Consider the following 13,817-nt stretch of genomic DNA (forward strand, 5'->3'; position numbering starts at 1 on the left):
TTACTGCAAACTTTGTGTATGCCCAATCCAATATAGGGACGGGGTAAAGACATTGTATTGAACAAACAATCCTATGAAAAAATGAAATCAACTACCATTAACACACAGCTTAATCAGGCCGACCAGCAAAAGATAAAGCAAAGCTTTATATCGCTGGCGGAAATGCAACGGATACAACTGCCCGAAGCGCTCCTTGACTTAAAAAAAAATCCGCCACCCGGAAGAAACTGGCATTTTGGACTCGAACATTATTCCAGTGATCAAGATTTTCGAGAATGGGCCGGCATCAAAGACGCAGACGGTATGTTAGTAACCGCATTGATTGAACACCCCATGCATGCCTTCTTAAAAGTCTGGGCGCTTCTGCGAACCTCCGCCGTCAGTGAATCAATTAAAAAAAGGTGGTATATCTTCGTCTTGGCCGACCTACTCGAACGACTGCGCACAGCCGTGGGCCATATGTTTTATCACCAGTGCATCTATACACTACAAAGCAAGCTCGATTATCTCGATCAACAGATCAGCTTAGGAAACCAGCTCCATGTCGAGCGGCAGGCCCACCAACTCTATACCATGAGCCTCCAATTTGGCAACGACGTCGAGATCCTATTGTCATCCGCCCTTTCCAACGAGAAGGCTAACGGTATACCGCAGACTATAAACGATCTGGCTGGTGGCTATGCGCTGACCGACTTAAAAACAAACGGCTTTAAAGCCGTCATGAACTGTATAATAGCTAGTATTCAAAAATAAATCCCTTCCCTCATGAAAAACAACAGCTCCGATGCCCCCGTGGGCACCATCATACCCTATAGTGGCGATGCCAAAACACAACGCGACACCTTAAAGGCAGCAGGGTGGTTAATCTGCGACGGCGCGGAATTATCACAAACAGAATACAAAGAACTATTCGACACCATTGGTCAGGCGTTTGGAAGCCCAGCCGACGGTAGATTTAATATTCCGGATTTCAGAGGTCTGTTTCTGCGAGGCGTAAGCGAAGATTCCGGCAATGACCCGGATGCGGCCAGCCGAACAGCACTTCACGACAATGGAAACGCAGGCAACGCGGTAGGTTCCTTTCAACCGTGGGCCACCGGAAAACCTCGTAAGGACTTTACCGCGACCATTCCCAAAAACAAGATCGGAAATTCTAAATTGGACAAAGGAGCTTGCGTCGACGATGCTGGCAAATACCGCGATGAAGATGGCTATGGCGACACAGATGGCACAGGTGGCGACAAAGAAACAAGACCAATTAATGTATACGTCTATTACCTGATCAAATGGAAAACAACGACCAACAGTGGTGGACTCGCTACCCCGCCCGTAGGCACGGTCATGGCGTATGCTGGACATGCTATTACAGCCCTCGCCAGCAATTGGGCAAGCTGCGAAGGCGCAGAACGCCAGCGCGTGGGTAAGTTTGAATCGCTATTTGCAGCCATCGGAACCGCATTTGGGTCTACCGGTGACAACAAGTTTAACCTACCCGACCTGCGCGGCTATTTCCTCCGTGGCGTAAACATGGATGCCGAAAACCGCGACCCCGAAGCCGAGGGCCGGGAAGCACTTCAACCAGGAGGAAACACCGGCAACGCGGTGGGCTCTAAACAAGCTGACGCCACCGGTTACCCGGTCTCCAAACCTTTCCGTACCGCTATTCCCCACCTGCCGAACCAATCCGGAGCACCTGCTATGTCAGGTTTTGCCAAAGACGTCTACAAGTGGAACAATAACTCTTTCGGTCCTATTGCGGTAACGACGGGTGGCGGCGACGAAGAAACACGCCCAATTAACACCGCCGTCGCCTGGCACGTGCTATATCAGCAACTGCTGTCCGATGACTGGCCCGTGGGTACCATTATCGCCTACGGGGGTAGCACATTGCCCGAAAACGATTACTGGTTACCATGCAAAGGTCAAATCTACCCGCAGCATACATACAGCGCGTTGTACGCGGTGGTCAAAAACCTGTATAACAACCCGGATCAAAGCATCCCCGCTGATGCATTTCAACTTCCCGACCTACGCGGCAAATTCTTACGTGGAGCCCAAGGCGACACGCAGGACGATGACCCCGTCATCGGACAGACGCAGTCCTACGCCACCAAACGTCCCGGCACGCCGTTTAGTGCCAGCTTTGACCATCTACCCACATCCTCGAAAGGGACGCACGGCGTCACCAACAGTAATAATACAGCCGACAATGGCCAATATGAACAAAGCACCTGTACCGACGGCGGTGATTCCGAATCCCGCCCCATCAATGTAGCTGTCCATTTTTATATCAAAGCAAACAAATAATCCCTGGTATGAACGACAAAACAACATACAGCAATATCGTCACCCTCAGCCACCAAGGCCGCGCCGTGTCCTTCGTGCTGAAACAGGCAGTAAATACAAACGAAAGTACCACCTCCATATGCTTCAACATCCTCGATCCGGATATTGCCTCCTCGCACGACGATCTTGATTGGCAGACCTACCAAGAATTGGCATTTCCGACAACCGTGAGTATGGCCGGGTTCAATATCCTTCGTATCCCGGAACCCACGTTAGGCGTAACCTCCACTTTTCGGGTAGTCACCGACCAACACTATATCTATATTTTCCGATGCATCGATAATCAACTGTACGCGAATCGCTATGTCCTTTCCGAACAACCTGCAACGGCTAAAAACAGTGACAACAACCTTAAAGCTCGCGCGAACTGGATATTACAACCAAGCTGGGAAGTCCGGTTCCAACGTAGTGAAAAACCAGATACACCCCTGGGTCCTAAAGACAACCAAAGCTTTGTGGATATGGACAATACACCTTTCGAGGAACCTGTTTGGGTACTTCCGCTGACACCCACAGGTGAAAAAGTCTCCATTTCAGGCTTTGACGTACAATTGTTGCCCACCGCGACACCCGATGAATATGCCTGGCAGATCGCTCTGATAGCAGAAGGCAAGCTCTTCACCTACTCCATCATCAAACCCGCAGGTGGTTGGTTCCAATTTGACGACGACCAGTTCGATCCCGCTGAGCAGACCATCAGCCCCAATGTGGTTCTATCGCTAACACAACCCAGCAGTGGCACGACGAGTGCCGCCATCACGCTCACCGGTGAACCCTCAGCATGCCTGTACAACAAACAAGAACAGGTACGCACGGCTAACAACGAGCAGCTCAAACTCCAAAATGCCTACCGCTATATGCTCGCCTGTCAGGGTGCGGTCGCGGCTCCGGAAAACGAAACAGCGCATGGTATTGTGGTTCTGGATTTCGCGGTAGCCGAAACCGGACGACTGGCTTACCAAAACACGTACAATGCCACGCAGACATTGGCAGCAGGCGCCTTGAATACGCGACAGTTCACCCTCTCTTTCAATGGCTGCGCACAGTTGCTTATTCCGGCAAACCCGGCCTTAACGCTCGGACCGACATTCACACAACAATGCTGGGTCATGCCCAAAGGCACCACATTGGATAAACAATACATCTTCGGTGTAGCGCCAGGCACAGCAGCTGCCGACTATCCCCCCGTAGTTTACATTACCAATACCCTAAAAATCGGTGTCGGGTTTGGAGATGGCAAGCATCTACTCTCGGCCGAGACCAAGGATAATGTACTAGAACTAGATACCTGGACAAACGTAATTGCCTGTTACGATGAAACTGGTTACCACCTGTTGATCAATGGATCGGAAGTAACACTGGAAACCACGGTCGATTTTAAGGGAAAGACGCCAACTCCAACCGTATTGACCGTCATTGGGCAAGGCGCTGACGGCGGCAACTTTACCGGAATGCTGGATGAAGTGCGGCTGTGGCAGGGCAATCAGGCGGCCGTAGCAAAGAAAAATCTCTTTAAACCACTCGATCTTCAGGAGGACCACCCTGATTTACTAGCCTATTGGCCGCTCAATACAGGCAAGGGTTTGATTGCCAAAGACCATTCTAAAGCCGGCACACACGACGCCACCTTATCGGGTGCGCGCTGGGTACCGGGCACCCCGCCCCTGCAACTCCCTACCGGCGACATCAGCAGCATGGACGAAATGGGGCTGACAGTGAACACCGGCATTGCGCTCCCGGTAGCCGACGACGATGGTTACCACCTTTTTGGCGCGATCAAACCAGATAGCACACCGTTTTTATTGGGTGGTAAAGACGGGCTAATACATCTGTATTACCAAGGCAATAACGATGCCTTCCTTGCAGCACAATATGATACCTCGATCTCTCGGCCGGTGTTTGGTATACCCTGGACAGCCGGACCCGCTTCTGCAGACGCCGTAACCAGCGGCAACCTGCTATTTATCGGGCGGCAAGCCGGCACACTGCTCAACAACAGTGTCGTGCAACTCACTAAAACGGCTACCAATTTGTACAGCTTAACGCTGGACGACAACATCGGTAATAACGAGACGTGGCAGGGGCTACTACAGCGCGCAGATTATGTGGCAGCTGTACTGGAAGAACATTACACCAACGATCCACTAAACCCCGATGTGCTCGACAGCAACACAGTATTCTACGATAGCTTAGGCGTATATAAACAAGGCTTTTTGGCTGTGGGAGATCCACTACAACACGGATTTGTACAAATAGTCGGCACGCAGTCCGATGGTGTAACGGTCGACAAAGTGGAAGTGAAGGTAGCCGAAGAGGCCACCTCCGCCACCGTTATACTGTCGGGCACCATACCAGGCAACCCCGAAAATCCATTACACATCCAAATCAACCATGTACCGACGGATGTCACGTTATTTTCACAAGTACTCAACGACCGCTCAAGCACCTACGATTACACCGCAGGCGCTAATAATGATCCGAACAACACCGCTTGCTATCAGTTGCCCACCGATGGACCGGACGGACTCTTGCTGGTGCCGAGCAAGGAAATCAAAACAACCACGCTTTCGATAACAAACGGAAACAGCAAGACGACATGTACCGTCAAAATATCCCTGCAATACAGCGATTCAACGAAACCCGAAACTGTAGGAATCTGGAAAAACATTAACCGACAGCTTGGCCAGCTAAGCAAAATTATCAAGAAAAGTGCCGACGGCGATAACAAAATCGTCGCGGACCACATCGTATTCCATTGTCCAGCCCTAGCGCAAGATCTGCTCGTCAACAACGTGGCGGCAGCCCCTACAGCTGGCTTACGGGCTTTGCTGGCGTTTATCCGGGTGTTTACCATCGGTGCCAATGGATTGGTCGGCAACGCAAGCCTTCCTTTAAGCCAAATACAGGGTGTAAAGAGCAAAGGGTACGCCCTCAAACAACGCTTAGCTGTAAAAAAGACAGCACCGGGATCGCCCCTGTTTGCTGTCAGACTTGATCGGTCAGCAAACAACGGCTATCCTCAACTATTGACAACGGACAAAAACGGAGCCGCCACCGCCCTACCTTTAAAAACGGGAGTAAACGGCGGTTGGCTTGATATAGCGCCATCATCAGCGCTAGGGTTACGCGGCAAACATTCGCTGGTCACGATCGATAATAGCGGAAGTCAGTACCAACGGCTGAACCTTCAACAGGCACGTACATTTGAAGCTTGGACATACCCGACCCTTTCCAACGATAAGTTGGCTAGCGACACCAACCGCATCCTACACCTCGATTTAGAAAATGGCGTCGATAAAAGCCAGAATATGCTGGGGCTAAAGCGCAGCGACATGCTTTACCTGATGGGTAAGGGTAAGCTAGAAGTAAATGATGCGGATTGTATGGACGATTCGAAAAGAGACAAACGCTTGTTTCCTGACCAGAATAACTATGCCATACAGCTCTATATTAAGCCCGCCTTGAAAACAATTGAACCGGATCACCCAGCACCAGTTTTGACGCTTACCTTCAAGAATGGCGAAACAACAGATCAGATCGAAACACTATACTTGGACCCTACAGGTAGGTTGTCTTACACCATTCAGACAGGCAGCTTGGATCCTGTAAGGTCAGCATTTACCCAAGACATAGCCGACAGCAGCTGGAGCCAGATTACCGTGTCACGCGCAAACGGAATTCTTTCGTTTTTTATCAACGGCTCTTCGTCTGGAAAAAGTGACACTACCCGTAAGCCCGAGGGCAATAACCATGTGGTAACCGTTGGCGGCAACGCGCAGTCTACGGAGGGACAGCTAGAAATGGAAATGGGGCTTAACCAATTTTCCCTATACCGCGACAGTCTGTCTCCACAGTTTGTCACCGACCACTACCACCGGGTTATACAATCGAGTGCTGATAACCTGCAACTGCTTTGGCGGCTGGATCGCCAAACGAGTGTCGGATCCGTTGTCAATGAAGCGATCGTCACACAAGGTCTGTACGGTACAAGCTTCGATACTGAAAAGTGTATATGGGAAAGCCTTGGCGTGTTTAAATATGCTTATGCCGCTGTTGGTAAACAAGCCATCGTCACCGAAATGGCTGCCGTACCGAACAATCAGTGGACGCATCTCGCCGCTACCTATCAACCACATTACGGTGTTCGATTAAACGACGGAAACTATGCGGACTGCGGCGCAAACAACGGCCTCAACTTCGACAAAGCATTTGCAGCCTCACTTTGGGTGAAAGCCGATCAAACGACCAAGGAGAAACAGGTGCTGCTTAGCAAATTTGGGGCAACGGAAGACGAGCAAAGCTACGAGATTGGTCTGCAAGATGGTAAGCCTTACCTGACGGTTCGCTGTAAAAACGCCACAGATAAAGACGGCAATGCCTTACCGCTCAACAAGCAATATATAACATGCCGATCCACGAGTCCATTGACCAGCACAGAAATGACACATCTGGTTTTTACAGCCGAGCTCATTGAAGTCACAGAAGAAGTGGAGAACGTCGCCCAAAACCAAGATGGAGAAAAAATCAAGCAGCTGAGTACATCGATAGAAAATTACCACCAGTTAGTCTTGAAATTGTTTGTAAACGGTCAGTTCGTTGCTACGTATCCAGAAGACAGTGCTAGTAACGACGCAATATTGTACGGCAACGTCCGCTTTTTTGACTCCAATACACCACTGAATATGGGGCGGACACGGCCAGATGCGGAAGTATCCGAACAAGCATTCTTTTCGGGTACTATCTCGGATGTATTGTTATGGAATAAAGTGCTTGGGGACGAGCAGCTAGCCGCATTGTATACCATCAAAGAAATTCCGCAGGACGGGCTTATATCAGCGTGGTACTTCAACGAACAAAATGGACGCACGGCCTACGACAGCGTGTCATCAAATGATGCTGTATGGTTAAGCAATGAGGAGGAAATGTGGATTTTTGTCCATGATAATGCTACCATGCAGCTGCTCATTAACGGCAAGCTGACTACAGGCATCAATGCACTTCCAGGCGACTTCGGCGGCTATATGACGCCGCAAGCTGCCATCGGCGGCTGCATAAACGATAGCGCCGTGGTCACAAATGGTTTCGAAGGTTATCTGGAAGAAGTACGGGTCTGGTCGGAGCGCCGAACCAGCGAGCAAATTACTGATAACATGAATCGGCATATATCGGGATTGAAGACACATTTGGTCGGCTACTGGGCCTTTGATACCGGATCGGGCGATCGATGTGTCGATGAATCAGCTTACGGCAACAACGGCATATTTAAAATCGATACGCATCAAGCATCTCCTTATTGGGTGCCATCGACCGCACCGGTCGCAAACGAAGGGCCACGGGTCCGGAATGCCATGGGAGGCCTCGCCACCGATGCCCAAGCATCTCTTCGCTCGGGGCCAGCAGCAGTGGAATATGCCGATGTGCAATATGATGCGACTGGCCAATCATTCAGTGTCTTAAAACGTTGCTATCTGTATGTTGATCAAGACGGCCATATCGTACACGCCTCGGGGTATAAAGTGGGCGATCTCAACATGGTGTACCTAGGTCAGATCCAAACCAACCCGTCGCTAATCGGCTATGTGGAGGGCGCACCACCGCTGCCCAGCGAAAATCTTACTAAACCCTATTACCTAGATCCTACCAAGCCGTCATACTTCGCGTATAACAACAGTTCCTCCGTGGCGTTGACACAGCAAAAAACAACCGCCTTCCGCTTTTCCGGATCCAAGCATACCGGTAGTCATCTGGCTTTTAACACCAAGCTTGGCGGTGGCGTATCCTTTGAAAAAGAATTAGAGAAAGTCATCCTGATCACCAAAATCGTAAAAAAAGAAGTCATCGGTAAAGTGACATTCGGACTAGGATGGAATGAGAGCGAAGACACCGGCAGCCAATTCGCTGCCCACCTGCTATCAGGCAACGTCAACACCATGTATAACTGTGGCGACTGGGAGCCAGACGACGGGGCAGGTATGCTCCTTAAAAACGGTGAACGGCGCTTTATCCCGAACAACGAGGGGTATGCTTTGGTCAAATCAGCTACAGCCGATGTTTATACCTTGCTACTGCAAGACACCGGCGCGCTCATGGGCACTACGATCGTCCCCAATACAGAGATTCCGCCAGATGTCAATCTGATTTATTTCCCGTTGAACCGAGCGTATGTGAAAAATGGCACATTGGATGGCAAAGTAGGATTAAAAAATGATCCGGACTATCAAAATGCCGATGTACAAAGGGGTAGTTACTTCAAGCCGACCGAAGCCTATGCACTCAAACGTCAAATTGAACGGAAAGACCAGGAATTACTGGCTCAGTATCAGCAATTCGATGCGAAAAAACGCGGCAAAGACCGGAATTATAAACTCGATAATGATATTTCATCCAACGCGCTTTACGACTGGAAGCAGGGGGCGCCAAAAAAAGGCATGTACAGTACACACGTCTGGACTGCCGCGGGAGGGCTCTATCGTGAGCAGCAAGGTTATGTCAGCCAAATTGAGGAAAATTACGGTGGTTCATACAGCTTCGACTGGTCATTGGGGCTGACCGCAGAAACCACATTGGTATTTGGGGGAGCGGGTTTCTGGGGCGAGTTGGACCTCAACGGGGGTACGCATATGAAATACGAAGTCAGCAAGGCAAAAGAAGAAACGTCTGCTATATCGTTGGATATCCAGGCCGATCCTGATGGTTTTTTGAACAAATACTTGGGCAACGATCCGAAAAAACCCTTTTACGCATCTAAGTCAGAGCCAGGAAAGGTCGACACCTATCGCTTTATGACGTTTTATCTACCCCCGGACAAGGGAAACTTCGACGATTTTTTCGAAAGAGTAGTCGATCCGAGATGGCTGAATCTATCTAACGACCCGCGAGCAGCAGCACTGCGGGAAGCTAGAGCCAACACCAATCAGAGTTGGCGTGTGCTGCATCGGGTTACCTACGTTAGCCGGATACCGCCTGAATACGACGTCGCACCAAAGGAAAAAGTTCCTGATACCGATATTGCGCCAGCAAACGCACAGGCGAACACCTTATTGTTCGAACTGGTTACACATCACATCAAGAAGTTGCAATTAGCGGCACACTACGCGCCCGCGCAGATCGGTCAGGCCGTTAAAGACGTGCTCGACAAAGACTTGGTCAACTCGCTCCCGCTCTGGAAAACTTTCAGAGAAAAAGCGTCGGTCCCTAATTCAACGGAAGCCAAGCAGTACATGACATTGTACGACGATATTGTTGCCTATATGGATGCTTACTACCAATCAATAGACAACTAGGATAACAAATTTTTTAATTTCAAAACTTATATGTTATGGGACAAGGAAGTCACATTTTAATTAAAAATCAAACAGATCAAGATTGGGTCTGTTTTCACAACCATCAATATCAGATGGACGGCTGGGGCTTTCCTGACAAAATTAAGTCAGGTTCAGTTGTGAAGGTCTATGTAGAATTTTGTGAAAATATCTTTAAGAACGAGCATGATGATGCCGGTGAAGTAAAGTACAAATTTGGTTCAGATACCTCCACCAATCCAAGCTGCTATCTTGAGTTCGGTGCAAGTTATAAGCACGATAGGGATGTCTATGTAAACTTGGTTAATATACCAAGCAATGGAAATCTTCTAAACAAGACCATAGACTTAGGATGGGATCACGATGGGACTATGCCTTTTGCCTTGTACGGTTCATCTGGAGATTACATGTTGATAGATCCTTCTAGGTGGATGGAGCAGACTTTAAGTCGTATAGGGGGTCTTCCACTTAAAGATATTTTGATCCCGGGATCGCATGATGCTGGGATGTATACACGAAATGGTGGAACGGCGTTCGGGCGGGACTGCAATACACTAACGCAGACTGGCTCCGTGGGCGAACAGTTGGCCAATGGCGCTCGCTATTTCGATATCCGCCCTGTTATCGCTGCAGGGAAGTACATGACCGGGCATTACAGCAAGATTATAGATGCTACCTGGCAAGGGGCTAATGGTGAGTCCATATCCGATATAATCAGGGAGGTCAACAGCTTTACAGAAGGTAGGAAGGAAATTGTCATTCTTAACCTTTCCCACACCCTTAATACAGATGTCGGCAATGCCAGTTATCGAAAATTTAATGATGAAGAATGGGCCACGTTATTCCAACAGTTAGCTGGCATCAATAACTTGCTGTTTTCTGATAAACCCGATCTTACCCAAGTCAAATTAAACGATTTTTTGAGCGACGGCAGTAAGGTTATCATCGTGGTCGAAGGTGTGGATAGCGACAAGCTTGGCGCGTATTACAGAAAAGGGTTTTATACGACAAAAGAGTTTAATGTATATAATAGTTATGCCAATACGAATGATCTTTCTAAAATGATCAACGATCAAGTTGATAAAATGAAGGCGCATAGCGATAGCTATTTCTTGCTCTCCTGGACACTTACCCAGTCTACATCGCAAGCAGTCACCTGTTCGTCCAGTATCTTGGATCTGGCTAGAGAAGCCAATGCAAACCTCGATAGGGTTCTTGATTTTGTATCGCCTTCTTTATATCCGAATATCGTATACATCGATAAATTTGACGATACACTGGCAACGATGGTGGTTTTAAAAATAAATGATGGGAGAACCTAAGAGGTCGATAATTGCTTATCAGAGTAAACAATATTCTTAAAAATTGTTTACTCTGATAAACAAAATAGACCAGACGCTATTATTTCCATACTTTTATCTTTAGCATCTTCCGCATTCACTGGATAATCAGGTTGAACGCCTCTTTGCTCCCAGTTGGTTTTTGTAATTTCATTGACAGGAGACGCAGTAGAGATGGAAATGCGAAGATTATGAGGCAGTGGAAAGAACGAATTCATATTGGCAGCTCCTGCTGATGTCTCTCCCACCACAACGGCCTTTTTATGCGCTTGCAATGTATAAGCGAAATATTCGGCTGCAGAAGCTGTATTTTTATCAATCAGAATGCATAACGGCGTTCCTAACCTGAGCTTCCCGTAAATCAGGTCGGAGGTGTACTTCGGAGCGGGGTGCAACGTACTATCACCGAAAAAAGTTGTTGACAGCAATGTGGGCGGCCCATCAAAATAGTGATTCAGAATGTATTCCATAATGCCTGGATAACCACCGCCATTTCCTCGCAAGTCGATAATAAGGGCATCTGTACTTTCTACGAGTTTCATTGCAGCTACAGCCGTTTGCATGGCACGCTGCGGATGCATAAACTCCGTAATTTTTATATAACCTGTATTGTTTTCTAATATCTGCACTTCCCGAAAACCGTAATTCGAACGGATTTCCTGCTCCAATTCCTGTTTCTCCCAATCTTTTACATCCTTTTTAGCAGTATCGTTATTGCTTAAATATCGTACATATAAATGTCCATCATTACTGATCGATCTCAAATCGTTTGAAAGTATCCCCGCGAGACTATCGGGACTTGTTATTGCATTATATTTGCCACTTTTTACTTTCTGCTGGAATCCTGATACAATTCGCTTTTTATTCTCCTGAAAGACATAATGTTCATTGATCAGATTTTCGATTTGATCGGTGATTAACTTAATGTCGTTTTTTGTTAAAATTTGCCCATTCGTGTTTTGAAACCATAAGGTCAATACGACGAGCGGCGCGATTAATTTAATGATCATAACTTGCTATTATACCACAAAGATACTTAAGATTATAAAAGGAGCATTACAAAAAAACCGTTTAGACGCTATTGGTCGTTTTATAATTTTGCCGACGGGCAATATGATGTGCCGACGTAAATTTTTCAGCATCGTCTGTTGCCTCCTCCCAAGCTTGTAGAAAAAGGGCAAGTGCATCTTCATAATTACCTGTCTCCTCCAGATGCATGCCCTGTATACATAGCTTAACCACCGGGTTATTTGCGCTAAATTCCATGTTATAATGATTTTGTTATGCTAGGCTTTATTCGCGTTCTAAAATTACCAGAATATAACCCTCCTTCTGCTCATACTCCACGTCATCCAAGGTTACCTGTTCGATGGTTGTACCTCCGCAGCCTTTATTTTTCGTGGCCTTTATCAAGAATGAGAACGATTTTATGGTCGACAAAAATTTGTATTGTATAACCCCATCAGACCAGCCCACTTTAGGAAGACTGATACGATCATCTTCCCTAATCCCGTACTCCACCAGCTCATTTTCGTGGTTTCCCAATTCTTCGCGAAACTCGAAGTTGTCTTTATGGAGCTGACCGGTAGTAACCAAGTTATTTCCTTCGGTATCCACGAACTCAAAAACGACCGGTTCGGGAGGCGTAAAACAATCTTTTTTCTCACATGCAGTGATCAATAAACAAAGACATGCAAGTATCAAGTATAGCCGTATCGTGTTCATACAATGATTTTAAAATACATTTCGCAATTTCGCACCGAAAGTTATAAAAAATAATCCTTTGTTGCGCGTCAGTCAGCCGGGCGATTTGATGATAGCCCAGGACAGTCTTTTGAACAGCGAGGTTAGATTTTTTTTCAGATTACCATGAAAAGAAACAAAAACGACATTCCCGTAAGAACATTGCCCAAGGAATACCGCAATGGTATTGCTGTTGCAAAAGTATCAGCAGATTCTTTTTTGGCGGATGATGAAACGATGCATGCACATCGGCACGATTACCATTTTTTTGTACTGCAGAAAAAAGGCATTACGCACACCGAAATCGATTTTGAGCAATACCTGATTACCCAACCTACCATTCTATATCAATCGCCAAACCAAGTACACCGCGCTTTGAAAGTAGAACATGTCGAAATGTAAATGCTCGTTATCAACAACGAACATATACATTCGGATTATCTCAAAAATTTACAGGCTATCGGGCCGTTAAAGCCGCTGTCTGTAAACGATGAGGATCTCGCTCTCATCCAGCAAACATTCGATCTGTGTAGAAATCTATACGAAAGAACGGCAGACAAACTTTACGTTTCGTCCCTAAAAGATAGTTGCAACGCCTTAGTCGGCCTTTTCATTTCCTTATACGTAAAAACGACAAAGCCTTCCGAATCCCTTTCGCGATTTGAGCGTATTACCCATGATTTTTTACGGTCATTGGAGCAACATTTCCTAACGATGAAACGCCCATCTGCTTTTGCGGAGAATTTGCATATTTCCGTTTCCTACCTCAATGAATGTGTGAAAAACATCACCGGAAAATCCGTTTCGCACCACATTCAGCAACGCGTAATTTTGGAAGCCAAGCGTTTGCTTTATCATTCCGACAAATCGGTTAAGGAAATCGCCGCAGAATTAGGTTACGATGATTACCCTTACTTTTCCCGTTTATTCACCACGGTAACTGGAATGACTGCCGTGACTTTCCGAAGAACAAACCGCGAATAATCCAATAATTGCACTTTTCCGTCCTTTTTCCTTTTGTCCAAAGCTTCGTCCTTTGTGGCTAACAAAATGAAATAATATGCCAAGTGCTCCAAAATGGGTTTTC

9 protein-coding genes are annotated in these 13,817 nt (G+C 47.3%); 6 read left to right on the top strand and 3 right to left on the bottom strand.

What is annotated here, in order from left to right; genetic code table 11:
- Positions 1-57 precede the first annotated feature (57 nt).
- From G5B43_RS02540 to G5B43_RS02555, 4 genes are read left to right on the top strand one after another with little or no spacing between them, the layout of a single operon-like run.
- Complete coding sequence (locus G5B43_RS02540; RefSeq protein WP_165293131.1) at positions 58-753, top strand: hypothetical protein; 696 nt, start codon at positions 58-60, stop codon at positions 751-753.
- A 12-nt stretch (positions 754-765) separates the two neighbouring features.
- A complete protein-coding gene (locus G5B43_RS02545; RefSeq protein ID WP_165293132.1) occupies positions 766-2,307 on the top strand; it encodes a phage tail protein in 1,542 nt (513 codons plus the stop codon).
- An 8-nt stretch (positions 2,308-2,315) separates the two neighbouring features.
- A complete protein-coding gene (locus tag G5B43_RS02550; protein ID WP_165293133.1) occupies positions 2,316-9,629 on the top strand; it encodes a LamG domain-containing protein in 7,314 nt (2,437 codons plus the stop codon).
- Between the two features lie 35 nt (positions 9,630-9,664).
- A complete protein-coding gene (locus tag G5B43_RS02555) occupies positions 9,665-10,969 on the top strand; it encodes a hypothetical protein (RefSeq protein ID WP_165293134.1) in 1,305 nt (434 codons plus the stop codon).
- Positions 10,970-11,016: 47 nt separating this feature from the next.
- Here G5B43_RS02555 and G5B43_RS02560 read toward each other — a convergent pair whose 3' ends face one another.
- From G5B43_RS02560 to G5B43_RS02570, 3 genes are all read right to left on the bottom strand, one after another.
- Positions 11,017-11,997, bottom strand: a complete 981-nt coding sequence (locus G5B43_RS02560; RefSeq protein ID WP_165293135.1) for a S41 family peptidase — start codon at positions 11,995-11,997, stop codon at positions 11,017-11,019.
- Between the two features lie 61 nt (positions 11,998-12,058).
- Positions 12,059-12,253 carry a hypothetical protein gene (locus G5B43_RS02565; RefSeq protein WP_165293136.1) on the bottom strand — a complete coding sequence of 65 codons (195 nt, stop codon included), beginning with the start codon at positions 12,251-12,253 and terminating at the stop codon, positions 12,059-12,061.
- A gap of 27 nt (positions 12,254-12,280) precedes the next feature.
- Positions 12,281-12,712, bottom strand: a complete 432-nt coding sequence (locus G5B43_RS02570; RefSeq protein ID WP_165293137.1) for a hypothetical protein — start codon at positions 12,710-12,712, stop codon at positions 12,281-12,283.
- Positions 12,713-12,856: 144 nt separating this feature from the next.
- On the opposite strand from G5B43_RS02570, the gene G5B43_RS19240 reads away from it, so the two are divergent.
- Positions 12,857-13,132 carry a hypothetical protein gene (locus G5B43_RS19240; protein WP_206367201.1) on the top strand — a complete coding sequence of 92 codons (276 nt, stop codon included), beginning with the start codon at positions 12,857-12,859 and terminating at the stop codon, positions 13,130-13,132.
- Positions 13,133-13,714, top strand: a complete 582-nt coding sequence (locus G5B43_RS02575; RefSeq protein ID WP_206367202.1) for a helix-turn-helix domain-containing protein — start codon at positions 13,133-13,135, stop codon at positions 13,712-13,714.
- Positions 13,715-13,817 lie beyond the last annotated feature (103 nt).

The sequence above is a fragment of the Sphingobacterium sp. SGR-19 genome, assembly GCF_011043555.1.
In the GTDB taxonomy this organism is placed as follows: Bacteria; Bacteroidota; Bacteroidia; order Sphingobacteriales; family Sphingobacteriaceae; genus Sphingobacterium.

What these genes read in the sequence shown, in the direction of transcription:
- G5B43_RS02545 (WP_165293132.1), top strand. Translation starts at nt 766, where the DNA reads ATGAAAAACAACAGCTCCGATGCCCCCGTGGGCACCATCATACCCTAT.
- G5B43_RS02550 (WP_165293133.1), top strand. Translation starts at nt 2,316, where the DNA reads ATGAACGACAAAACAACATACAGCAATATCGTCACCCTCAGCCACCAA.
- G5B43_RS02555 (WP_165293134.1), top strand. Translation starts at nt 9,665, where the DNA reads ATGGGACAAGGAAGTCACATTTTAATTAAAAATCAAACAGATCAAGAT.
- G5B43_RS02560 (WP_165293135.1), bottom strand. Translation starts at nt 11,997, where the DNA reads ATGATCATTAAATTAATCGCGCCGCTCGTCGTATTGACCTTATGGTTT.
- G5B43_RS02565 (WP_165293136.1), bottom strand. Translation starts at nt 12,253, where the DNA reads ATGGAATTTAGCGCAAATAACCCGGTGGTTAAGCTATGTATACAGGGC.
- G5B43_RS02570 (WP_165293137.1), bottom strand. Translation starts at nt 12,712, where the DNA reads ATGAACACGATACGGCTATACTTGATACTTGCATGTCTTTGTTTATTG.
- G5B43_RS19240 (WP_206367201.1), top strand. Translation starts at nt 12,857, where the DNA reads ATGAAAAGAAACAAAAACGACATTCCCGTAAGAACATTGCCCAAGGAA.
- G5B43_RS02575 (WP_206367202.1), top strand. Translation starts at nt 13,133, where the DNA reads ATGCTCGTTATCAACAACGAACATATACATTCGGATTATCTCAAAAAT.